The 22,540-nt window shown below is 68.2% G+C and carries 24 protein-coding genes; 5 read left to right on the top strand and 19 right to left on the bottom strand.

The annotated features are described in order from the left end of the window. Positions 1-12 precede the first annotated feature (12 nt). The gene (locus tag ACOZ4I_RS13660) at positions 13-414 is read left to right on the top strand and encodes a DUF4112 domain-containing protein (RefSeq protein WP_424004816.1); all 402 of its coding nucleotides are present in this window, start codon (positions 13-15) and stop codon (positions 412-414) included. Between the two features lie 220 nt (positions 415-634). Here ACOZ4I_RS13660 and ACOZ4I_RS13655 read toward each other — a convergent pair whose 3' ends face one another. Continuing rightward, positions 635-970 (bottom strand): hypothetical protein, encoded by a 336-nt coding sequence (locus tag ACOZ4I_RS13655; RefSeq protein WP_424000440.1) that lies wholly within the window; start codon positions 968-970, stop codon positions 635-637. A gap of 375 nt (positions 971-1,345) precedes the next feature. Here ACOZ4I_RS13655 and ACOZ4I_RS13650 point away from each other — a divergent pair, with 375 nt between their 5' ends. Next, positions 1,346-2,509, top strand: a complete 1,164-nt coding sequence (locus tag ACOZ4I_RS13650) for an acyl-CoA dehydrogenase family protein (protein ID WP_424000438.1) — start codon at positions 1,346-1,348, stop codon at positions 2,507-2,509. Positions 2,510-2,552: 43 nt separating this feature from the next. Then, complete coding sequence (locus ACOZ4I_RS13645; RefSeq protein WP_424000436.1) at positions 2,553-3,860, top strand: DUF362 domain-containing protein; 1,308 nt, start codon at positions 2,553-2,555, stop codon at positions 3,858-3,860. Between the two features lie 21 nt (positions 3,861-3,881). Here the strand turns inward: ACOZ4I_RS13645 and ACOZ4I_RS13640 are convergent, their stop codons facing one another. Genes ACOZ4I_RS13640 through ACOZ4I_RS13630 form a run of 3 tightly spaced genes read right to left on the bottom strand, consistent with a single transcriptional unit; the run spans position 3,882 to position 4,721 of the window. Beyond that, a complete protein-coding gene (locus ACOZ4I_RS13640; protein ID WP_424000434.1) occupies positions 3,882-4,238 on the bottom strand; it encodes a hypothetical protein in 357 nt (118 codons plus the stop codon). 43 nt (positions 4,239-4,281) lie between these two features. Then, complete coding sequence (locus ACOZ4I_RS13635; protein ID WP_424000432.1) at positions 4,282-4,467, bottom strand: hypothetical protein; 186 nt, start codon at positions 4,465-4,467, stop codon at positions 4,282-4,284. Continuing rightward, a complete protein-coding gene (locus ACOZ4I_RS13630) occupies positions 4,464-4,721 on the bottom strand; it encodes a hypothetical protein (protein WP_424000430.1) in 258 nt (85 codons plus the stop codon). The genes ACOZ4I_RS13635 and ACOZ4I_RS13630 overlap by 4 nt, the downstream gene beginning before the upstream one ends. Before the next feature lie 401 nt (positions 4,722-5,122). Between ACOZ4I_RS13630 and ACOZ4I_RS13625 the strand changes: the two genes are divergently transcribed. Next, on the top strand, positions 5,123-5,656 hold the full coding sequence (locus tag ACOZ4I_RS13625) for a type IV pilin (protein WP_424000428.1): 534 nt from the start codon (positions 5,123-5,125) through the stop codon (positions 5,654-5,656). Positions 5,657-5,681: 25 nt separating this feature from the next. Here ACOZ4I_RS13625 and ACOZ4I_RS13620 read toward each other — a convergent pair whose 3' ends face one another. The 6 genes from ACOZ4I_RS13620 to ACOZ4I_RS13595 form a co-directional block, all read right to left on the bottom strand. Further along, positions 5,682-5,900, bottom strand: coding sequence for a hypothetical protein (locus tag ACOZ4I_RS13620; protein ID WP_424000426.1), 219 nt, complete (start codon positions 5,898-5,900; stop codon positions 5,682-5,684). Positions 5,901-6,011: 111 nt separating this feature from the next. Continuing rightward, positions 6,012-6,458 (bottom strand): PTS fructose transporter subunit IIB, encoded by a 447-nt coding sequence (locus tag ACOZ4I_RS13615; protein ID WP_424000424.1) that lies wholly within the window; start codon positions 6,456-6,458, stop codon positions 6,012-6,014. Then, positions 6,455-8,137: a phosphoenolpyruvate--protein phosphotransferase gene (gene ptsP, locus ACOZ4I_RS13610; RefSeq protein WP_424000422.1), complete on the bottom strand. Its 1,683-nt coding sequence runs from the start codon at positions 8,135-8,137 to the stop codon at positions 6,455-6,457. The genes ACOZ4I_RS13615 and ptsP overlap by 4 nt, the downstream gene beginning before the upstream one ends. A 2-nt stretch (positions 8,138-8,139) precedes the next feature. Next, the gene (locus ACOZ4I_RS13605; RefSeq protein WP_424000420.1) at positions 8,140-8,418 is read right to left on the bottom strand and encodes an HPr family phosphocarrier protein; all 279 of its coding nucleotides are present in this window, start codon (positions 8,416-8,418) and stop codon (positions 8,140-8,142) included. Next, positions 8,415-8,891 carry a PTS sugar transporter subunit IIA gene (locus tag ACOZ4I_RS13600; protein ID WP_424000418.1) on the bottom strand — a complete coding sequence of 159 codons (477 nt, stop codon included), beginning with the start codon at positions 8,889-8,891 and terminating at the stop codon, positions 8,415-8,417. Before ACOZ4I_RS13600 ends, ACOZ4I_RS13605 begins: the two co-directional genes overlap by 4 nt. Positions 8,892-8,906: 15 nt before the next feature. After that, complete coding sequence (locus ACOZ4I_RS13595; protein WP_424000416.1) at positions 8,907-10,043, bottom strand: PTS fructose transporter subunit IIC; 1,137 nt, start codon at positions 10,041-10,043, stop codon at positions 8,907-8,909. A gap of 244 nt (positions 10,044-10,287) precedes the next feature. Here ACOZ4I_RS13595 and ACOZ4I_RS13590 point away from each other — a divergent pair, with 244 nt between their 5' ends. Continuing rightward, on the top strand, positions 10,288-12,237 hold the full coding sequence (locus tag ACOZ4I_RS13590) for an archaea-specific SMC-related protein (protein ID WP_424000414.1): 1,950 nt from the start codon (positions 10,288-10,290) through the stop codon (positions 12,235-12,237). A 5-nt stretch (positions 12,238-12,242) separates the two neighbouring features. Here ACOZ4I_RS13590 and rdfA read toward each other — a convergent pair whose 3' ends face one another. From rdfA to ACOZ4I_RS13545, 9 genes are read right to left on the bottom strand one after another with little or no spacing between them, the layout of a single operon-like run. Continuing rightward, positions 12,243-12,857, bottom strand: a complete 615-nt coding sequence (gene rdfA / locus ACOZ4I_RS13585; RefSeq protein WP_424000412.1) for a rod-determining factor RdfA — start codon at positions 12,855-12,857, stop codon at positions 12,243-12,245. Between the two features lie 53 nt (positions 12,858-12,910). After that, entirely contained in the window at positions 12,911-14,101 is a 1,191-nt protein-coding gene (locus tag ACOZ4I_RS13580; protein WP_424000410.1) for an ABC transporter substrate-binding protein, read from the bottom strand. Beyond that, positions 14,098-15,333 (bottom strand): ABC transporter substrate-binding protein, encoded by a 1,236-nt coding sequence (locus ACOZ4I_RS13575; RefSeq protein ID WP_424000408.1) that lies wholly within the window; start codon positions 15,331-15,333, stop codon positions 14,098-14,100. Before ACOZ4I_RS13575 ends, ACOZ4I_RS13580 begins: the two co-directional genes overlap by 4 nt. A 2-nt stretch (positions 15,334-15,335) precedes the next feature. Continuing rightward, positions 15,336-16,592, bottom strand: coding sequence for an ABC transporter substrate-binding protein (locus tag ACOZ4I_RS13570; protein ID WP_424000406.1), 1,257 nt, complete (start codon positions 16,590-16,592; stop codon positions 15,336-15,338). Beyond that, positions 16,589-17,806: an ABC transporter substrate-binding protein gene (locus ACOZ4I_RS13565; protein ID WP_424000404.1), complete on the bottom strand. Its 1,218-nt coding sequence runs from the start codon at positions 17,804-17,806 to the stop codon at positions 16,589-16,591. Before ACOZ4I_RS13565 ends, ACOZ4I_RS13570 begins: the two co-directional genes overlap by 4 nt. After that, positions 17,803-19,032 carry an ABC transporter substrate-binding protein gene (locus ACOZ4I_RS13560; protein ID WP_424000402.1) on the bottom strand — a complete coding sequence of 410 codons (1,230 nt, stop codon included), beginning with the start codon at positions 19,030-19,032 and terminating at the stop codon, positions 17,803-17,805. Before ACOZ4I_RS13560 ends, ACOZ4I_RS13565 begins: the two co-directional genes overlap by 4 nt. Before the next feature lie 51 nt (positions 19,033-19,083). Continuing rightward, the gene (locus tag ACOZ4I_RS13555) at positions 19,084-20,091 is read right to left on the bottom strand and encodes an NAD(P)/FAD-dependent oxidoreductase (protein WP_424000400.1); all 1,008 of its coding nucleotides are present in this window, start codon (positions 20,089-20,091) and stop codon (positions 19,084-19,086) included. Between the two features lies 1 nt (position 20,092). Beyond that, positions 20,093-21,316, bottom strand: a complete 1,224-nt coding sequence (locus ACOZ4I_RS13550; protein ID WP_424000398.1) for an ABC transporter substrate-binding protein — start codon at positions 21,314-21,316, stop codon at positions 20,093-20,095. Positions 21,317-21,367: 51 nt separating this feature from the next. Then, complete coding sequence (locus ACOZ4I_RS13545; RefSeq protein WP_424000396.1) at positions 21,368-22,408, bottom strand: HEAT repeat domain-containing protein; 1,041 nt, start codon at positions 22,406-22,408, stop codon at positions 21,368-21,370. Positions 22,409-22,540: the final 132 nt, after the last annotated feature.

Genomic DNA, 22,540 nt, shown 5'->3' with positions numbered 1-22,540 from the left:
GACGAATCCGCGATATCTGGTCTGGAAGACGCGTTCGACGCCGAAATCCACGGCGAGTTACCGTCGACGGTCGACCGCGCCGCGGTCCGACGGATGGCCGCCGTCGCCGCACTGCTCGACGAGAGCGTCGACATTCCAGGCACCGACTACCGCGTCGGAATCGATCCGCTGCTCGGCGTGGTGCCCGGGGCCGGTGACGCCGTCGCGGCCGGCATCTCGCTGTACATCGTCCTCGAATCGGCGCGGCTAGGCGTCTCCTACGGCACGCTGCTCGCGATGCTCGCGAACGTCTCGGTCGACGCTGTCGGCGGGTCCGTCCCCGTCCTCGGCGCGCTGTTCGACGCCGTCTGGAAGGCGAACAAGTGGAACGTCGAACTGGCAGTCGAGGACCTGGCTGGCGTGAGCGAGCGCTGAGCTACCGGTCGAGCGGGTCAATGGGGAACAAGACCGGGTGGGTGACACCCGGCGTGGCAGCCGTCCTCCCGTACAGGGGAGCAAGGGAACACGGCCGCTGGGAGCGTACGAGCACGCTTCGTGCCCGCACTGGATAGTCATGCTATCGGGTGTTTGTTATACGCCTCTTTCTCGGCCACCAGCCGACGCTGACCGCGGAGTCAGCGTCGACGATAGCCGCTCACTCCTCGATCGTGAGCTGGGGGCCGGGCTTCCAGGTGTTCCCTTCGAGAACCACGAGATCGTATCGTTCGAGTACCTGCAGCGTGTCCACGACCGCCTGCGCGTCGAAATTGACGCTCATCGTGTCGGGGAGCTGCTGTGCGATCGCGCTTCGCGTGCCGCCGTCCATCCGAACGACGGTTTCGAGCAGCGTCTCGAGGTCGTCGAGGAGTGGCGCGAGCGACGTCGTCCCCGACTCTTCCATCGATAGCTTCGACATGACTTCTTCGTAATCCCCGGAAATCTCCATCGATACCGTAACGTTCTCGTCTTCGATGTCGTCTTCGTCGCTCATAGTAGCCAATGTGTGCACACCTGTAGAAATACGTTTCCATATCTGACTGTGCAACACCATCTCCGCTACGTTTGGCGTCAAAATATCGGTGACTGATACACTGGATGTGTAGGCCCATTATGGCAGATATAGATACATAATTGTCGAAAACAGATCCTATTTTGGGAATATGGATTCTTTACTGGATATATGACGGCTAGAACTACCATCGTGTATACAAATTTGTGTATTGCGATCCCATACCTGTCTGTCTGGGAAACACTACCGGTTCCGCTATCCTGCAACCTCGACCGGAACCCGATTTCGCGTCTGCCGCCGCTCTCGCCCGGGGAACCTCGGGGTAATCCTTACCTGAGACGCAGCCGTTCTGTTGGTATGATGGACTATCTCGGCCTGGAGGCCGATCTCGGCGAGGAGGAGCGGATGGTCCGCGACACCGCCCGAGAGTTCGTCGAATCAGAGGTCAGGCCCGACGTGGGGACCCACTGGCTCGACGGGACGTTTCCGACCGATCTCATCCCTCAGATGGGCGAACTGGGGTTCTACGCCCCGACGATCGAGGGGTACGGGCTGCCGGGCGTCAGCGAGACGGCGTACGGCCTCCTCATGCAGGAACTGGAGGCGGGCGACAGCGGCGTCCGCTCGATGGCCAGCGTCCAGGGCGCGCTCGTCATGTACCCGATCCACGCCTTCGGCAGCGAGGCCCAGAAAGAGCGGTGGCTCCCGGCCCTCGGACGGGGCGAACGGGTGGGCTGTTTCGGGCTGACCGAACCGGAACACGGCTCGGACCCCGCGAGCATGGAGACGACGGCCGAGCGCGACGGCGACGGCTACGTGCTCACCGGGTCGAAGACCTGGATCACGAACGCACCGATCAGCGACCTCGCGCTGGTGTGGGCGCGCGACCGCTCCGCCGACGGCGACCCCGTTCGGGGCTTCCTCGTCGAGACGGACCGCGACGGCGTCACGACGACCGAGATCGACGAGAAGCTCTCGCTTCGCGCCTCGATCACCGGCGAGGTCGCACTCCAGAACGTCCGCGTCCCCGAAGAGAGCGTCCTCCCGGGCGTCGAGGGGATGAAGGGGCCGCTCTCCTGTCTCACGCAGGCCCGCTACGGCATCGCCTGGGGAACGGTCGGGGCCGCGAGGGACTGTTTCGAGACCGCCCGCGCGTACGCGACCGACCGAGAGCAGTTCGGCCGCCCCATCGCCGGCTTCCAGCTCCAGCAGGAGAAGCTCGCGGAGATGGCGACCCAGATCACCACCGGGCAACTGCTCGCCCACCGGCTGGCCGACCTCAAGGAACGGGGCGACCTCCGGCCGGCGCAGGTGTCGATGGCCAAGCGACACAACGCCCGGATGGCCCGCGAGCAGTCCCGCGTCGCCCGCGAGATGCTCGGCGGCAACGGCATCACCGCCGACTACCCGCCGATGCGCCACCTGACGAACATGGAGACCGTCTACACCTACGAGGGAACCCACGACATCCACTCGCTCGTGCTCGGCCACGACCTGACCGGCATCTCGGCGTTCGAGTGAGCCCGACCGCGGATTTTGTATGGCGCGCCGCCGTTCGACCGATATGGACTTCCCCGACCGCGCGGCCGTGGACGACCTCATCGAGCCACAGCCGCTTCCCGCGTTCGCTCGGGTCAGATACGATCCGGAGACCGCACGCGTTGCGGATCCGGTAGCGGCTGCCCGGGCCGAACTCGACGCCCTCGATTTCGACCGGCTCGACGCGGGGGCAACCGTCGCCGTCGCCGTCGGCAGTCGCGGCATCCACCGGATCGACGACATCGCCGAGGCCGTCGTTGAGTCGATTCGCGATCGGGGGTTCGAGCCGGTCGTGGTCCCGGCGATGGGGAGCCACGGCGGCGCGACGGCCGCGGGTCAGCGTGAGGTACTGGAGTCGCTCGGAATCACCGAGGTGCGACTCGACGCCCCGATCGACGCCCGGATGGGCACCGAGGAACTCGATTCGGTGACGGTTGGCGACACCGAGATGACGGTCCACGTCTCGACGGCGGCCCTGGAAGCGGACGCCGTCCTCGCGGTGAACCGCGTGAAGGCACACACTAACTACAGCGGCCGCGTCGAGAGCGGGCTGACGAAGATGACCGTCGTCGGCCTGGGGAAGCAACGCGGCGCGAAGGCGTTCCATTCGACGGCCATTCAGGAGGGGTACGTCGAGACGCTGGACGCCGCGCTCCCCGTCGTCGAATCCGCGCTGCCCCTGCTGGGCGGCCTCGCCCTCGTTGAAAACTTCCACGAGGAGACCGCCCACGTCGAGGCCGTCCCGGCCGGGTCGTTCCTCGACCGCGAGCCAGCGCTGTTAGCACGCGCCTACGACGAGATGGCGACGCTCCCCGTCGACGACATCGACCTGCTCGTCGTCGACGAACTCGGCAAAGAGATCTCCGGCGCGGGGATGGACACGAACGTCGTCGGGCGCTACCGCGTCCTCAACGCGCCAGACCCGGACGAACCGGCCGTCAAGCTGCTGTACGCCCGCGGGCTCACCGAGGCGACGAAGGGCAACGGGGCCGGCATCGGCCTCGCGGACCTCACGCGGCAGGCGGCGATCGACCAGCTCGACCTGGAGAAGACCTACGCGAACGTGCTCACCAGCGGCTCGCTGGCGAAGGCGAAGCTCCCCGTGGTCGCGCCCGACGACGAGTTCGCCCTCCGGACGGCGCTGACCGCCCTCGGCGGCTACGACCCCGAGACGGTCCGCGTCGTCTGGATCGCCAACACGCAGGACCTCGCCGACCTGCGCGTCTCGGCGGCCGTCGTCGACGACCTCCCCGACGCGGCGGAAGTCGTCGCCCGCGAGTCGCTCACCTTCGCGGACGGGACCGCGTCCTTCGAACCCGAGTCGGAGGACTGAGGCACCGAACGGTCGCCGGCGTCACTCGCTCTCCGCCTCGCCCCAGTACCCTCCGAGCACGAGCACCAGCAGGACGAAGTACGTCGCGAGTCCCCAGCAGGCCGCGGCGACGACGAGCGGACCGCTGACCGCCGCGAGGCCGAGCGCACCGAGGACGAGCGCCGCCGCGCTCGCGAGCCGGACCCCCCGGCGCTCCCACAGCGTCCGGACGGGCGTGTCGGCGACGAACACCGCTTCAAGGGCGAGCGCCGCCCCGACGCCGACGGCGGCGGCCGGGAACGAACCCAGCGCGGCCGCTTCGCCAGTCAGGAACAGATATCCGGTGAGACAGACGCCACAGAGTCCGGCGAACGCGGCGTCGCGGCGGAGATTCGGCACGGAGATGAGTGGGGCCCGAGCCCGCAAAACGGTGGCGGCGGGCTCAGGGCTGGGGGCGGTCGACGACCGCACCGCCACAGGCCGGACAGAGCAGCCGACGGCGCTCGGTCCCGTCGTCGGCGATCCAGTCGCCGTCCATCGCGCTCTCGTGGCCGCACGTCGGACAGAACAGGGTCCGCTTCGTCCGCCCGTCGGCCGCGACTCGCGCGGGAGGTGCTTCGAGCGTCATGCCTCCGGCGAGTGGTTCCGGCCGACGACGGCGCAGGCGACGTTCAGTCCGACGAGGCCGGCGACGGCCAGCGGCGCGGACGCGACGATCCCCGAGACGAGCGTGACGAGGAGGACGGCCGGCAGCGGGATGGTCAGCCAGAAGGCCAGCGCTCGGACGGCCGCGGCGACCGTGCCGACGGTGTCCGACGCCAGTTCGTGACCGGTCGCGACGGCGTTCGGGCGTTCTCTGGAGGAGGGCGTGGAGGTCGACATGGGTGCGTTCTTGTTCAGTCCATGTCCCCCTACCTGCATATAACGGCCAGACCCTTGGCGTCGATTCAGCACGATTTCCCAGGCCGCGGGTCGTTTTAGCTGTTTTTCGCGACGTTTCACGACTGCGTGAGACCGGCTGAAAACCGACGAGACTCTTTACCGACCTCTTTCAGACCGTTTCGGAGGGTGTCTACTGTGTGCTATATAGCCCTCCCTCGACTCGCGTATGTTTCCCAATTCGTCCCGGCCGGTGGCGTCGAAATGCGGTCGCCCTCCGAGTCGAAACGGCCACCGCTCGTGCGGTGCGGTCACGATGCTCGCATTGCGAGGACTACCGGCTCGAAGACGAGACGTGAGTCCCCCGAAACATATTTGCCGCTCATCCCCCCCTCTACGAAGAGATGAACGCCAGGCACCGTCGCGGCGTCTCCTCGATTCTCAGCGTCATCCTGCTGGTCGCCGTGACGGTGGTGCTGGCCGCGACGATGACCGTCTTCGTCTTCGACCTGGGAGCCGGCCTCCAGTCGACCGCTCCGGTGATGGAACTCTCGTACGATCTCGTCCCCGACGGCGGCGAACAGACGGTCGCGATCACGCTCGTCGCGGGGGACGCGGCCGAGACCGAGCAACTCTACGTGACCGGCTCGACGGACACCGACATCGGCGGATCGCCCGACAGCGGGACGCCCGCCAACGACGCCTACGCGAGTCGCCTGGAGAAGTTCACGGAGTCGGCGGGGAACAACCCACCGCAGGTCGGTATCGGGCCGACGTGGGACGCCGGCGAAACCGTTTACGTGGACCCGGCGGGGAGCGCGGACGGGGTTCGGCTCACGATCTACTGGAGCAGCAGGTCGGTGGTCGGCGTCAATCCGGGCGATCCAACCGGTGAGGACACGTACCGACTCGAAACGTTCGTCGTCACCAGTTCGTGACCGGGCGTGCGACGGGGCTGCATCGTTATGCGCCGACTTCTTCGAGCCTGTCGTCCACGTACGCTTCGACGTAGCGAAACAGGCGAACGGCCAGGAAGCCGACGACGGCGATCAGCGCCGCGGCTCCGACGAGCGGTTCGATTCGTCCCAGCGGGACGATGACGACCGTGGCCATGGTCAGCGTCACGAGCGTTTCGACGGCGAACCAGATCCCGTATCGCGTGTCCGTACTCGACCCTGCCATGTCTGGATACGCTCGGCACCCCGTAGAGAAAGTGGCGAAGTTGTGGTCGGCTGATCGGATTCGTTCGCGTCCGCGTTCGGACGCGTGTGTCGGCGAACTACTCGCGAGCGTTCAACTGAACAGTCGCTTCAGCCGCGCGACGAGGCTCTTCGAGCGGTCGCCGCCGCGACGGCGTTGCTGGCCGCCGTCGCCATCGCTGCCGGCGTCTGACTGGCCGGCACCGCCCGCACTCGCACTACTGGTGTCGGCGTCGCCATCGGCAGCGGCGAGGGCCTCTTCGATCATGCCTTCGGCGTCGTTGACCGCGTCCTTGACGGTCCCCTTGACGAGCGGGACGTTCTCGAAGCGGTCCCGGTTGACCGCCGTGTCGGCCGCGATGATGACCGCGTCGGCGGCCTCGATGTCGGCCGCGGAGAGCTCGTTCTCCGCGCCCATCGCGCCCTGGACCTCGACCTTGATGTCGTGGCCCAGCTGTTCGGCTGTCTGTTCCAGGTTCTCGGCTGCCATCTGACTGTGGGCGATCCCAGTCGGGCAGGACGTGACTGCGACGAGTTTCATGTATCTATCGTGTCGTGTACCGCGCTGCGCGTTGCGGCGAGACGAGCGGCGTCGGCGCGCTCGCTCGCGGTGCTGTACTCCGTCTCCCGAACGGCGGCTTTCACGTCGGGAATCGTGACGGCGCTCATGCTGAGTTCGTCGAGGCCGAGACCGACCAGCAGTTCCGTCAGGTCCGGGTCGCCGGCCATCTCGCCGCACATCCCGACCCAGGCGTCCCCGTCGTGGGCCGCCTCGACCGTGCGGTGGATGGCCCGCAGGACGCCCGGATGCGTCGGGTCGTGGAGGTCGCCGACGCGCTCGTTCTCCCGGTCGGCGGCCATCACGTACTGCGTGAGGTCGTTCGTCCCGATGGAGAGGAAGTCCACGCGCGCGGCGAGTTCGTCGGCCATGAACACGGCGCTCGGCGTCTCTATCATCACGCCGACTTCGGGCCGCTCAGCGGCGACGCCGCGGTCTTCGAGGTCGGCGACCGCGTCGTCGAGCGCCGCCAGCGCGGCGTCGAGTTCCTCGACGGTGGCGACGAGCGGGAACATGACCGCGAGGTCGCCAGCGCCGTCGGCGGCGGCGCGCAGGAGCGCGCGCAGTTGCGTCGCAAACAGGTCCGTGTCGGGGTCGAGCGAGCGTCGGATGCCCCGCTCGCCGAGGAAGGGGTTCTCCTCCTCGGGCAGGTCGAGGTAGGGGATGCGCTTGTCGCCCCCGATGTCCAGCGTGCGGACGACGACGCGGCCCTCGGGGAACGTGTCGAGCGCCTCGCGAACGGCCTCGTACTGCTCGTCTTCGGAGGGGGGCGTCTCCCGGTCGAGAAAGAGGAACTCGGTCCGGTACAGGCCGACGCCGTCGGCCCCGCGGTCGGCTGCGGGTTCGAGTTCCTCCGGGCGGCCGACGTTGGCCGCGATCTCGATCTCGCGGCCGTCGGCCGTCTCGACCGCAGCCTCGACGACCGCCGCACCCGAATCGGCCGCGGCCGCCTCGCGCTCGTCGTCGTCCGGCTCGATCAGCAGCGTCCCCGCGTCGCCGTCGACGACGACCTCGGTTCCCTCTTCGATACTCTCCAGTTCGTCACCGACGCCGACGACGGCCGGCAGCGCGAGCGAGCGGGCGAAGATGGCCGCGTGGGAGGTCCGCCCGCCCGTGACCGTCGCGAAGCCGGCGACACGCTCGGGGTCGAGTTGCGCCGTGTCGCTGGGCGTCAGCCGCTCGGCGAGTACGACGCTCCCTTCGGGCAGGTCGCTCAGGTCGACGCGCTCGCCGTCGGTCAGCAGTCGGAGGAGCCGGTCGCGAACGTCCCGGAGGTCGTCCGCACGCTCGGCCATCCGACCGTCCATGCCCTCGAACTGCTCGATGTGTCCGCCGAAGGCGTCGTCGACGGCGTTGGCCGCGTCCACGCCGTCGCCGATGCTCGTCTCGACGGCGTCCTCGATGGTCGGGTCTTCGAGGAACTGGATGTGGGCGTCGAAGACGGCAGCCTCGCTCTCGCCGACCCGTTCGGCCGTCGCTTCGCGCTCGGCCTCCAGTTCGGCGCGGGCCGTCTCGACAGCGTCGGCGAACCGCTCGGTTTCGGCCTCGGGGTCCACCTCGCCGTCGGGGTCCGGAAGCGAGATGTCGCGGCCGTACCAGACGACCGTCCCGACGCCGGAGCGGGGCGTCGCGCCGGTCCCCCGGAGCGTGCGTTCGGCCATCGTCAGGCGTCCAGTTCCTCCTCCGGCGTGGTGAGAATCCGCTCCAGTTCGTCGAGGACGGCCTCGGCGTCGGGGCCCTCGGCGACCAGCTTGAGCTCGTCGCCCTGGCCGGCTCCGAGGCTGGTGACGGCGATCATGCTCCCCGCCTGGACGAGGTCGCCGTCCGGCGGCCCGGCCGAGACCTCGGCGTCGTGGTCGGTGACGGCCTGGACGAACGCGGAGGCCGGGCGGGCGTGCAGGCCCGCCTCGGGGACGATGGTGACGACGCGCTCGGGGCTCATGCGATGGCCTCCCGGAGCGCGTCCTGGACGGCGGCCTCGTCCTCGGCCGCGTGCAGGTCGTCGCGGACCTCGTCGTGCATCAGTCCTCGCGAGAGGGAGCTGAGGATCTTGAGGTGGTCTTCGCTGCCCGAAGCCGGCACGAGGATCATGAAGATGAGCGTCGCCGGCTCGCCGTCCATCGAGCCGAAGTCGACGCCGTCCTCGGAGCGGACGAACGCGAGCGAGGGGCGACTCACCGCGTCGGTCTTCGCGTGGGGGATGCCGATACCCATGCCGACGCCGGTCGTGGTCTCGGACTCGCGCTCCAGCAGCGCGTCGAGCGCCGTCTCGCGGTCCTCGACCCGGTCGGCCTCGACCAGCAGGTCGAGCAGGTACTCGATGCAGGCCTCCTTCTCGGCGGGCGGTTCCGACAGCGAGATGTGGCTCGCCGGGATCAGTTCGTCGATGTCGTCGGCTTCGAGTGCGTCTGTCATTGGTGTAATCTGTCGTCAGTCGTCGGTCGGCTGTGCGGCGCTCGTCTCCGCGCCCGTGTCGACGCGGTCCTCGAAGTCGGGCTTGATGACCGTCGCGATGACGGCCGTGACCAGCGAGCCGACGAGGATGCTCGCGAGGAACATGAGCGGCTTGTTCGACAGCGGGATGACGAAGATGCCGCCGTGAGGGGCGGGCATCGTCACGCCCAGCGCCATGGACATCCCGCCGCCGACGGCGCTACCGGCGACGATGGCCGGGATGACGCGGAGCGGGTCTGCGGCCGCGTACGGAATTGCGCCCTCGGTGATGAACGAGAAGCCCAGCACGACGCCGCTCTTGGCGTTCTCGTACATCTCGGCCGCGTACTTGTGGGGCGCGATGAAGTTCGAGAGCGCCAGGCCGATCGGGGGGATCATCCCGCCGATCATGACCGCGGCCATCGGCGCGTAGATCTCCTCGGTGATGAGCCCGGTCGCGAACACGTAGGAGACCTTGTTGACGGGACCGCCCATGTCGAAGGCCATCATGCCGCCGAGGACGAGGCCCACGACGATCGCCTGTCCGCCGCGCATCGACTGGAGGAAGGAGGTCAGCGCCTCGTTAGCGAGCGCGACCGGGACGCCCAGCACGAACAGCATGATGGGCGTCAGGACGGCCATCGTCGCCACCGGGATGAGCAACACGGGCATCATCGGCTGGATGAACTCCGGGACGTCGAGGTTCTTGAAGAAGCGCGCGACGTAGCCCGCGAGCAGCCCGGCCACGATCGCGCCGAGGTAGCCCGCCCCGGCCTCGCCGCCCGAGAGGCCGATGACCGTCGCCGCCTCCGAGACGACAGTCCCCTGCTGGAGGATGTACGCCAGCAGGAAGCCCGGTGCGAGCCCCGGGCGGTCTGCGATGGCGTACGCGATGTAGCCACCGAGGATCGGGACCATGATGGTCAGCCCCGCGACGCCGATCTGGGCCAGGAACCAGCCGGCCGACCCGGTGTTGTCGAAGACCGCCTGCGTGTCTCCCACCGCGTACGCGACGGCCAGGAAGATCCCGCCGATGGTCACGAAGGGAATCATGAACGATACGCCCGTCATCAGGTCCTCCTTGACGGAGGTCACGTGAGAGCGCAGGGCGCTCTCTGCTCTGTTTGATGCCATTGTGTCCGACGGTGACAGCTACATAGAAGGGCATAGATAAGTGTACGCGTTTGTGACCGATCGCTATCGATTCTGTTCGAAATATGGATTTGCACGATTGTTGATGATCGGAACCAGTCCCCGCCGAGCCATGGACTAACAGACATATGCTTGTTAGCCTTTTCGCGCGTCGGCTCCGGTCGTCCGCTCGGTCGCCGCCGCGCGCGTCACAGTGCTTATGCCGGTGACTCGCACAGATGGGACCATGGGCTCACTCCCGGTGACCGAGGGGACAGCCACGTTTTCCGTCGAGAACATCGGTGGGATCGACGAGACGACGGTCGAGGTCGCCCCCGGCGTGACGGTCCTCCGCGGCCGGAACGCGACCAACCGGACCTCGTTTCTCCAGGCCGTGATGGCGGCCCACGGCAGCGAGTGGGCGAGCGTCAAGGGCGACGCCGACAGGGGCCGCGTCGAACTCGAACTCTCCGGCGAGACCTACGAGCGGACGGTCACGCGGACCCAGGACGGCGTCGTCGGCTCCGGGGCCGGACTGCTCGCCGACGCGACGATGGCGGACCTGTTCGCGTTCCTCCTGGAGGACAACGAGGCCCGCCGCGCGGTCGAGCGCGGCGACGACCTCCGGGAGATCATCATGCGGCCGATCGACGTGACCGCCATCCGCCGGGAGATCAGCGAAGCGGAGGAGCGAAAGCAGGAGATCGACGACGAACTCGACCACATCGCGTCGCTCAAACGCGACCTCCCCGACCTCGAACGCCGGCGCGCGGACCTCCGCGAGGAGGTCACCGACGTCAGAGCGGACCTGGAACGCGTCGAGGAGCGAATCGACGAGCGCGACCTGGATCTGGAGACGACCCGCGAGAACCGCGACGAACTGGAGACGGCGCTGGACGAACTCCAGGCGACCCGTTCCGAACTCAAGCGCGTGCGCGACGAGATCCAATCGGAACAGGAGAGCATCGCAGCGCTGCGCGACGAGCGGGGTCGCCTCGCCGCCGAACTGGCCGGCCTCCCGGACGCGCCCGACGACCGCCTCGACGCGATCGAAGCGGACGTCGAACGGCTCCGGGAGCGAAAGCGAGAGCTCTCCGAGTACACCACCCGTCTCCAGAACGTCATCGGATTCAACGAAGAACTGCTGGCCGGCGAACACTCCCAGATCACCGACGCGATAGCCGGGAAGCCCGAGAGCGTCGGCGACATCACCGACCAGCTCTACCAGGGCTCGAAGACGACCTGCTGGACCTGCGGTTCGCACGTCAAGGCCGAGCGGATCGAGTCGACCATCGAGCGCATGCGGGAGCACCGCCAGGAGACCCTCGACGACATCGACGACATCGAGGCCGAACTCGACGACCTGCTGGAGCAGCGCCGGGACATCAGCGACACCCTCTCTCGGACGCGTGACCTGCGCGAGACGATCGACGGCGTCGACGACGAGATCGACCGTCGACAGTCGACGGTGACCGACCTCCGCCAGCGGCGTGACAACCTCTCCGACCGCGTCGCGGCCCTCGAAGAGCGGGTGACCGAGCTCCGGACCGAGGGGTTCGACGAGGTGCTCGAACTCCACACGGAAGCCAACGAACTGGAACTGGAACTCGACCGCCTCGAATCCGAACTGGACGAGGTGACCGACGAGATCACCGAGATGGAGGCGGAGATCCGGCGCGACGACGAACTGGTCGCCGAGCGCGAGGCGGTCGTCGACGAGCTGGTCGACCTCCGGTCGCGGATCGACCGCCTGGAGGCCGAGGCGACCGAGCAGTTCAACGAGAAGATGGCCGAGGTCCTCGACCTCCTCGAATACGCCAACATCGAGCGCATCTGGCTCGAACGGACGGACACGCCGACCGAGGGCGTCGACGACGGCGACGCCGGTTCGACGTTCGACCTCCACGTCGTCCGCAGCACCGAGGGCGGCACGGTCTACGAGGACACGGTCGACCACCTGAGCGAGAGCGAGCGCGAGGTCACCGGCCTCGTCTTCGCGCTCGCCGGCTACCTCGTCCACGACGTGTACGAGGACGTGCCGTTCATGCTGCTCGACTCGCTGGAGGCCATCGACGCCGAGCGCATCGCCGAACTGGTGGAGTACTTCGCCGACTTCCCCGCGTTCCTCGTCGTCGCGCTGCTCCCGGAGGACGCGCAGGCGCTCCCGGAGCGGTACGACCGCGTCGACGAGATCTGAGTCGGCTACTCGCAGTCACAGCCGCCGCGCCGGAGCAGGTCGCTGACGCTGTATCGCGACCCGCACTCGGAACAGAGGATGTCGACGGTGACGAAGACACGGTACTCGCCGACCGAGAGCTTCCCGGCAGCGTTCAGCCGGTCGACCGTGTCGCGGACGATGGTCTCCACGCGGCTGCGCAGGCGGTCGATGCTCCCGCGCTCGCGCTCGACCTGGCCGCTGTCCGTGTCGCACTCGTAGGTGGCACCGCGCACCTCGGTGAGGTAGTGGCGGATGGCCTGGTACGTGACGAAGTCGTCTCGCAGGCCGTCCACGTCGACGCCGGCGCGTTCGAGGCGGTTCTCGGCCTCGATTCGCTTGCCAGCGCTCACGCCGTCGGCGGTCAGCAGCCGATAGAAGTTCTCGGGCTCGCCGTCGACCACGTCCATGGTGGCGTCGCGGATCTCGGCGATGAGCAGCGCCCGGTTGAAGCGGTCGGCCAGCGTTCGCAGGCCCTGGCGTTCCTGGCCGTCGCCGAGCCACGCGGCCTCTAGCTCAGAGCCCATCGCGCCCAGTTCGTACGACTCGATGAGTTGCGCGACCTTCGACCGCCTCCCGCTGTTCGACCCGTCTGACCCCATCGTCGATAGATGGGGCGACCGCGGTAAATCCGTTGTGCTGTCCCGGGTACCCCTCAGATATTCCCGGCGACGATGTCCGCGACGCGCTGGCGGTCGTAGAGCTGTTCGTCCGCGTCGAACTCCCCGGGGTAGAGCTGCTTCGCGGCGCGCTCGGTCTTCGAGAGATTGAGTATCGGGCCCTGATACATCCCACCGGCCGGGTGTACCTCGCCGTTCTGGACCGCGGTGAGGGTCTGTCCGGTATCGTGCCCCTGGAGGTGAGAGAGATACGTCTCCCGGAACGCAGCGGGCGTCCGGTGCCTGTCGGTGTAAAACAGCAGCACTTCCGGGTCGATTTCCAGCAGCGCTTCGAAATCGATTGTCCCGCGGTCGGACGTGAAGCTCTGGATGTCGGTGTCGGCGAGCGCGTCGCTCACGCCGAGGTCGCGCCAGTGCTTGTAGGCCGTCGTCTCGCCGATTCGATAGGGATAGAACTTCTCGGGCTCGGGGGAGCCGGGCGAGAGCAGCGCGACCTCTGGCCGGTCGCCTTCCGGCGGAAGCCGGTCCCGGATTCCCGAGATGGTCTCGTCGTGCAGGGTCTTGAGGGCTCGATACCGATCTGTTCGGTGGAACACCTGTGCGACCTTCTCGGTGGCCTCGTACAGGTCGTAGTACGGGTACCCCTCGTGCCAGGGATAGGTGGAGAAGCTGGTGTTCCCACAGACGGGGCCGACGTTCTCGGCGATCTCCTTGACGTCGGCGCGCTCCCAGTTCGGGATGAGATTCACCAGGTAGTTCGGGTCGATGAAGTGTACGTCGGCGTCGATGTCGTACAGCAACTCCTTCGCGATGCCGTCCTGCCACAGCGAGGTCATCCCGTCCTTGCTCGCCGAAAGCCCCGGAACGTCCTCGTAGTGCCACGTCCGGTACTCTCCGGTGAGGACCACGGCGCTCGGCTTTCCGAGCCCGAGTGCGACGCCCATGTCGGCCCAGCTCGCGTTCTCGGCGACCCAGATGTCCGGAACGGACGGGAACGTGACCGTCCCCGCGGGCTCGATCGTCACGTCGTACGCCGTGTCGGTGGTCGTCTTCGGCGTTGTCGGTGTCGGTTCCGCCTCGCTCGCTGTCGCTGTCCCGCCCGCGCTGGTGCGCTGTGCTTCGGTGTCCGCTTCGCCCCCCGTACAGCCCGCGAGGAGGCCGCCGCCGACGACCGCGCCGCCGTACTTCAGGCACTCCCGTCGCGTCGGTGTGGTGTCGTCACTCACTGTTCGAACGCTCCATTGACGATGTCGGCGACGCGCTGGCGGTCGAACAGCTGTTCGTCTTCCGGTATCTTCGGGTAGGGCTCGCCGTCCTCGTAGCCCGGCCACTCGCCGAAGGCGTCGGGATAGAGCTGTTTCGCGGCCATCTCCGTCTGGAAGAGGTTCACGATGGGGCCCTGGTTTCGCGTCCCCTGGGTGTAGGCCCGCCCTTCTTCGACGGCGGTCATCGCGCTGGCCACGTCGTGGTCAGCGAGTGTCGATCGGATCTCGTCGATGTCGTGGTAGTCCGTCATCGGGCCGAGGACGAGGAGCACGTCGGGATCGGCGTCGAGGAGCAGTTCGAAGTCAAGCGTGAGATTCCGGCCGTCGTCACCGTAGCCCTCGCCGACGGCCGCCGCCAGCGCGTCAGTCGCGCCGAGCGGCCGCGTGTGCGCGGCGTAGTATCCCGGATAGTTCAGCTTGTACCCCCACATCTGGTCGTCGGAGGTCGAAAAGAGCACCAGCGCCGCGCTCGGGCGCTCGCTCTCGGGCGGAAGCCCCGACTCGATACGGTCGAGCATCGAGGCGCGCACCTCGGCGAGCGCCTCGTAGCGGGCCTGCTCCTGGAACACCTGCGCGACCTTCTCGAATATCTCCCAGAGCGTGTAGTACTCGTAGCCGTCGGCCCACGCCTCGGGGGGTTGCTGGTGGGTCGCGCTGAAAGTGTTGCCGAAGAACGGCGCGACGTTCGCCGTGACCTCGGCCACGTCGTCGGTGCTCCACCCTTCAGCCGAGTCGACCTTCGCCGGGTCGGCGAGGTGCACGTCGCTGTCGAGTTCGTAGAGCTTCTCCTTCGACGGCGGCCACGAGGAGTACAGGCCGGTCCAGTCGACGGCGACGCCGTCGAGGCGGTGCAGGAACTTGTTCCACAGCGACTGGTAGTACTCCGGCGCGTGCATCGCGTTGATCGCGTCGGCGCGACCCAGCGCGAGCGCCATGCCCGCGTGGTGGGTCAGTATCGTGAACACGTCCTCCGGGACGGCGTCGAAGGTCACCTCGCCCATCGGCGACATCGTCACCGAGTACCCGTCGTCGGTCGTCGCGCGGTCCGTCTGGCTGTCGGTCGCCGGGTGTCCGTCGGTCGGTGACGACTGAGGTCCGCTGTCGGCACAGCCAGCGAGGAGACCGCCGCCGACGACAGCGCCGCCGTACTTGATGTAGTCTCTGCGGGTCGGTGACGCGGTGGTGTCGTCCATGGTCAGCTCCCTCCGGTGACGATGTCGGCGACGCGCTGGCGGTCGAACAGCCGTTCGTCTTCGGGAATCTCGGGGTAGTGGTCCCCGTCCTCGTAGCCGGGCCACGCGCCGAAGATGTCGGGGTAGAGCTGCTTCGCGCCCATTTCGATCTGAAAGAGGTTCATGATGGGACCCTGATAGCGCATCCCGGCGGGGTAGACGCGCCCCTCTTTCACCGCGGTCAGCTGGCTGCCGGCGGCGTTGGCTTCGAGCGTCGAGCGGGTGTCGGCCATGCTGTAGCTCGGGGTGAGCCCCCAGAGGTGGAGGAACACGTCCGGGTCGGCCTCCAGCATCACCTCGTAGTCGACCGTGCCCCAGAGCCCGTTCCACTCCTCGTCGCCGAACGCGTCGGTCGCCCCCAGCGGCCGCGTGTCCGCGAGCCAGTAGCCGGGCTCGTTGAGGTGGTACGTCCAGAACTTCGAGCCGTCGCTCGACAGCGTCGCGCGCACCGCGGTCGGGCGCTCCTCCCGCGGCGGGAGGTTCGACTGGACGTGCGAGACCAGGTCCGAGTGGACCTGCGCGAGCGCCTCGTAGCGAGCCTGCTCCTGGAACACCTCGGCGACGTTGCCGAACAGTTCCCAGAGGGTGTAGTACTCGTAGTCGGCGTAGCCCTCCGGCGGGTCGTCGTGGGTCCCGCTGTAGAAGTTCCCGACCCAGGGGGCGAGCGTCGAGGCCACCTCGGCCACGTCGTCGGCGCTCCACCCCTCCTGTGTCGACACCCACGCGGGGTCGACGAGGTGCACGTCGCTGTCGCGCTCGTAGAGCGACTCCTTCGAGAAGCCGTCGGTGAGCGGGTCGTGTAGTCCCTCCCAGTCGAGCGAGACGCCGTCTAAGTGGTGGTAGTAGTGGTTCATCGTCGTCCCCGACATCTCGGGGACGTACACCGAGTTCACGGCCTCGCCGTGGCCCAGCGCGACGGCCATGTCGAGGTACTGCGGGTAGACGGTGAACACGTCTTCCGGGACGGCGTCGAGGGTCACCTCCCCGGCGGGTGACAGCGACACCGAGTAGCCCTCGGCCGTGGTCGGCTGTCCGTCGCCGGATGCGTCCGCGGTCGAGGTGGACGCCCCGTCGCCGTCGGCCGTCGACTGGGAAGACGGCGTCGCGCTGTCTCCGCTCCCGGAACAGCCGGCGAGCAGACCGCCGCCCAGCAGCGCGCCGCCGAATCTGAGCGCGTCCCGCCGCGTCGGCGAGCGTCGCGAGTCCGCGTCGTCGGTCATTCCTCGACCCCCTCCGTGATGATCGAGGCGAGGCGCTCGCGGTCGAACAGCCGGTCCGCCGAGAACGCGTCGGGGAAGTACGCCGTGGCGTACCGCTCGATCATGAAGAGGTTGTGCAGCGGCCCGGCGTAGATGGGACCGCCGCGGAACACCATGTCGTTCTGGACGGCGGTCAGCTGACTGCCCACCTCGTGGTCCTTCATATAGTCGAGCACCGACGCCTCGAACTCCTCGCGGGTCTTGCCCTCCCGGTGGTAGCGAAGGAGCAGCGAGTCGGGGTCGATCTCCAGCAGCGTCTCGTAGTCGACGGTCCCCGACTCGCTCGTCGAGAGCCCCTCGACGCCGCTGTCGGCGAAGGCGTCCGAGAGCCCGAGCGTGTGGAAGTGCTCCTTGTTCGCGCCGGTGCCGGAGAGGCGGTAGGGCGTGAACTCCTCGGGCTCCTCGCCGGCGAACATGAGCGCCGCGTTCGGACGCTCGTCCGGGGCGGGGAGCCGAGACTGGACCGTCGCGACGAGGTCATCGTGGATGGCCCGGATGGCCTCGAAGCGTGCCTGCTCCTGAACCACCTGGGCCACCTTCTCGAAGGCCTCGTACAGCGAGTAGTAGCGGTAGTCGTGCCACGAGTCGGTCTGCCGGAAGATGACGTTCCCGAGGAAGGGCGCGACGTTCTCGCGGATCTCGTCGACGTCCTGCTCTGACCACGCCTGGAACCAGTCCGTCAGGGCGTTGGGGTCGATGAGGTGCAGGTCGGCGTCCATCTCGTAGAACGGCTCCTTCGAGATGCCGTCGTTCCAGAGCTGGGTGAGCCGCGAGAGGTCGATGGAGACGCCGTCGAGCTCCTCGTAGTGGGTCGTCTTGTACCGCCCGCGGTACCAGATGGACTGGGCCGCGTCGCCGTGGCCCAGCGCGACCAGCATGTCGATGTAGTCGGCAGTGAACGGCGCGATCGTCTCCGGCACAGCGTCGAACTGGACGGTTCCGACGGGCTCCATCGTCACCGCGTAGGAGCCGTCGCCAGTGGCCGATTCGGTCGCCGCGGCGTCCGTCTCTGTCGTCGTCGCAGTTCCGGACTCGTCGTCCGTCGCCGCGGGCGTCGCGCTGTCGCCGTCACCGGTACAGCCGGCGAGCAGGCCGCCGCCGACGAGCGCGCCGCCGAACTTGAGCGCGTCCCGGCGCGTCGGGCCCCCGCTCTCGGTCGGGCCGTCGCCGCTCATTCGTCGAACGCCCCCGTGACGATGTCGGCGACGCGCTGGCGGTCGAACAGCTCCTCGTCGCCGGTCACCTCACCGAACTCGTCGGGGTAGAGCTGCTTCGCCGCCCGCTCGGTCAGGAAGAGGTTGTGAATCGGCCCCTGGTGGAGGTAGCCGCCGCGGTACACCCGGCCGTTCTGGACGGCCGTGAGTTCGCTCGCGACGGAGTGGTCCCGCATGTACCCGAGCACAACGTCGCGGAACTCCGTGGCGGACTTGCGCTCGTGGCCGCGCACGAGGATGACCTCGGGGTCGATTTCGAGGAGGTTCTCGTAGTCGAGTTCGCCGCGGTTCGTCGTGCTGAGGTTCTCGATGTCGGTGCCGATGAGGGCGTCTTTCGCGCCGAGATCCCGCCACTGCTTCTTGCTCGTCCCCTTGTCGCTGAGCCGATACGGCGAGAACGTCGCCGGCTCGTTCGTCCCCTCGAAGGTCAGGAAGACCTCTGGGCGCTCGTCTTCCGGCGGGAGCCGCTCCTGCAGGCCGCCGATGAACTCGTCGTGAAGTGACTGGAACGCCTCGAAGCGCGCCTGTTCCTGGAACACCTGCGCCACCTTCTCGAAGGCCTCGTAGAGGGTGTAAAACTGGTAGTCGTGCCACGTGTCCGAGCGCCGAAAGAGGAGGTTCCCGAAGAAGGGCGCGACGTTCGACGCGATCTCGTCGACGTCCTCTTGCCCCCAGTCGAACCAGTTTTTGAGCATCTCCGGGTCGTAGAAGTGCACGTCGGCATCGAGTTCGTAGAATACCTCTTTCGTCCGCACTTCCCCGTACTGTTCGAGGGTCGCTTCGTCGATATCGACGCCCGGGAGGTCGTCGTACACGTAAGTGTAGAACCGGTCCGCGCCGCCGATGCCGGCGAAGCCGTCGGCCTGGCCCAGCGCGACGGCCATGTCGGCGTACTCGCCGCAGTACGCGACCCATCGCTCTGGGGCCGACTCGAAGGTCACCTCGCCGACCGGTTCCATCGACACCGAGTACGGGCCGTCGTCGGTCGCCGTCGCCGTCTCGGAGTCCGTTTCCGTCGCTCTCTCCGCCTCCGTCTCGGTCGGTCCCGCGTCGGTGGCCGTCGACGCCGACCCGCCCTCGCTGTCACCGGCACAGCCGGCGAGCAGGCCGCCGCCGACGAGCGCGCCGCCGTACTTCACGTACTCTCGCCTCGTCGGTCCGTCACGTCGCGTCGGTTCTGGTACCATGTGGTTTAGGCCGCCCTAACACTACCTAAACGCTTCGATGTTTTGGCCGCCCTAAACGCCGTCGCCGCTCGGTGTCTCACCGGCCTCGACGTGGCTGCGAATCGCGTCGTCGTCTATCGCTTCCAGCAGGGCGCGTTCGCCGACGCCGTCGACCACCGCTTCGGCGTCGAGGTGCGCGGCCAGCGCTTCCTGTCCTTGCTCCGCTCGCTCCTCGATTTCGTCCGGGTCGATGTACGCCGATCGGACGTGCTCGACGGCCGCCTCCCGGACCTGCCGATACCGCTCCGAGTCCGTGTCGACGGGCGCATCCGCGGCGTAGCGCTCGTCGAACCACTCCACCCACCGCTCGCGGTCGGTCCACTCGTCGTCGAGTTCGGCCTCGCGCCGGACCCAGTCCACGTCCTCGGCGACGCTCTCCCACCAGCCGTCGCCACGGCGGGCGTCGGCGACGATTCTGCGGCCGGCGCGCGCGCCGCGGGCCGCCGCGAGGATGGCCTGCCTATCCGCACCCGCGGACGGCGAGGCGACGTACAGCCCGTCGACCGGCGTCGTCCCGTCGCGGTCGGCGTAGTCCCGGGCGAAGCGCTCGTGTTCTTCCCCGTGGTGCTCGTTCGTCTCGATCATCGCATCGCCGTCGAGGCCCTGGAGGTACGTCCCGTCGTAGCGCGTCGCCGCGACCACCCGGCGGGCGGTGACCGGGTCCCCCTCCTGCAACTCCACCGCGAACCCCGCGCCGTCGGCCCGGTCGACCGTCGTCACCATGTCTGAGACGAGCGTACAGCCCGCCGTCTCGGCGTGAGCGTGGAACAGGTTGTACAGCGTCTCCACGTCGATGCCGGCGGGGAAGCCGAGGTAGTTCTCCAGGTGGGCACATCGTTTGAGCGAGGAGCGCCCGCGGTCGAAGACGACCGTCGACAGCCCCTCGCGGGCGGTGAAGACGCCGGCCGAACAGCCGGCCGGGCCGCCGCCGACGACGGCCACGTCGTAGTCGAACGCGCCGCCCGAGTCGCCGCGCTCCTCCGCGTCAGCCGAGTCGCCGGGCCCGTCCCTCTCGGCCATGTCAGAGCGCCCCGTTGACGGCGTCGGCGACGCGCTGGTAGTCGAACAGCCGCGCGTCCGCGTCGGCGAGCGTGTCCAGTCCGTCCCAGGCCCCGAACGCCTCGGGGTAGAACTGCTTGGCGGCGGCCTCGGTCTGGAACAGATTGACGATCGGCCCCTGATAGGAGGTCCCGCCGCGGTACAGCCGGTCGTTCTCGACGGCCGAGAGCTGCTGGCCGACGGGGTCCTCGCGCATCGCGTCCATCCGCCGCTCGAACTCCTCGGTCGAGACGTGCGAGAAGCCGTACTGGAACACCAGTGCGTCGGGGTCGATTTCGAGGATCGTCTCGTAATCCCACTCGGCGTAGCTGCCGTCGATGTGGTCGTCGAACGCCCCGCGCATCCCGAGGTCGCGGTACTGCTTGTGCCCGTTGCCGTCGTGGACCGGGTACGCGTAGAACGCCCCGTTCTCGAAGTCGGAGTTGACCGAGAGCAGCCCGACGGTCGGGCGCTCGTCAGCCGGCGGGAGGTCGGCCCGAATCGTCGCCAGCAAGTCGTCGTGGACCGCCTTCAGCGCCTCGTAGCGCTCGCGCTCCTGGAACACCGCCGCGACCTTCTCGAAGGCCTCGTACAGCGAGTAGTAGCGGTAGTCGTGCCAGTCGCCGCCGCGACGCCGGATCGAGTTGCCGACGACGGGGCCGACGTTCGCGTCGACCTCCTCGAAGTCCGCCACGTCCATACCGTCGGCGAGGCGGCCCAGGAAGTTCGGATCGAACAGGTGCACGTCACAGCCCAGTTCGTAGAACGTCTCCTTGTCCAGCCCGTTCTCGCCCATGAGCTGGGTGACGCCGTCGAAGGACACGTCGACGCCGGGGAGGTAATCGTAGAACGCGAGCGGCCAGTTCTCGGTGAAGACGAGCCCTTGCAGCCCGTCCAGTTGGCCGAGCGCGATTCCCATGTCGCCGTACGTGCTGAAGTACGCCAGCCACCGCTCGGGGACCGACTCGAAGGCCACCTCGCCCATCGGCTGCATCGAAACCGTGTAGCGCTCGCCGTCGGTCGGCGTCTGGGGCCCGTCGGTCGCGTCGGTGGTCGGTCCGGCGTCGGTCGGTTCTCGCGTCGTCGTCTCCGACGGTTCGTTCCCGCCGGAACTTGAACAGCCCGCGAGCGCGCCGGTCGCTGCCGCTCCGAGGCCGGTCGCGATGAACTGTCGCCGCGTCGAATCGCCGCTTCGATCGTCATCCATGCGGATTAGGCCCGCCTAAAGGAATATAGCGGTTACGATATTTCGGCGGGCCTAAAAATCTCGCGGCGCGCCACAGCGCGGGCACATCGGCGGGCCGTCGGCCGGCAGTCCGAGGCCGCAGTTGGAACACTCGGCGTCGCCGCCCGACGCGATGTCGGCCGCCGCCTCCTCTGTCGTCGCGCGGACCGTCGCCAGGGTCCCGACGCTCCGGTCGCTGTCGTCGTCGCTGTCCTCCGTGGCCGGTTCGCCGTCGGGCGCTGGCGCGTTCCCGTCCGAGCGAGTGGCGAACCGGACGCGCTCGGCCACGAACGGGTCCGCGTCGTCGCGGGCGGGCAGCGCGTCGGCGGCCATTCCTTCCTCTGAAGCGGCGCGGGCCGCCAGCCCGAGCGCCTCCACCGCTCGCCCTCGGACGTGCGCGCTCTCGTCGTCGAGGCGCTCGCGGAGCGCATCCTGCGCGTCTCGGAGCCGGTCGGGGTGCTCACAGCCGACGGCGACGAGCGCCGTCGCCAGGTGATACCGGACGAGCTCCCGGTCGTCCGTCAGGTGATCGGCGATGTCCGCCACCCGGTGGCGAAGCCTGTCCGGGTCGCCGAGCGCCACGCATTCGAGGGCCTTCGCCAGTTTCTCACGGACCTCCGGCTCGTCGAACGCCAGCCCGACGCGCAGGTCGGCGAGCACCTCTGGCGACGCCACCTCGTCGGGGCGCTCGACGGCGACGTAGCCGAGCGCCTCGGCCGCCCGGGCGCGGACGTAGTAGAACTCCTCGTCGTCTCCCAGTCGAGACGCGAGGGCGCGAACCGCCGGCACGACGGCGTCGGGGTCGCGCTCGGCCACGGCGACGAACAACTTCGCGGTCGAGAGCCGCACCGACCGCTCCGCGTCGGTCAGGAAGGGCGCGAGCGACTCGATCAGCGGAGAGACTGCCGCAGGCGTCGCGTCGGCGAGGGTCCGCAGCGACCGCAGCGCCGCTTTCCGCTCGTCGGCCGACGCCGCGTCGAGGTCGGCAATGCGCTCGGCCGCCGATTCGTGGTCGCCCCGCTCGACGAGGGCGGCGAGTCGGTCGGCGGCCGTCGGGTCCTCCGAGTCTTCCATGAATCTCCCGTTGGCGAATGGCTGCACGGCCCGACGACATAACGGTATTGCCCGCACAGTGTGGCGACCGATAGCTCTGGAACGCCCGAGATACCGATCCATCTCACGAACGAATCGCAACACGGTCGGTGA

The organism is Haloarcula salina, from assembly GCF_049603855.1.
Lineage (GTDB): Archaea > Halobacteriota > Halobacteria > Halobacteriales > Haloarculaceae > Haloarcula > Haloarcula salina_A.
The sequence above is the reverse complement of the archived record's forward strand: the minus strand, read 5'-3'. Positions and strand labels throughout refer to the sequence as shown.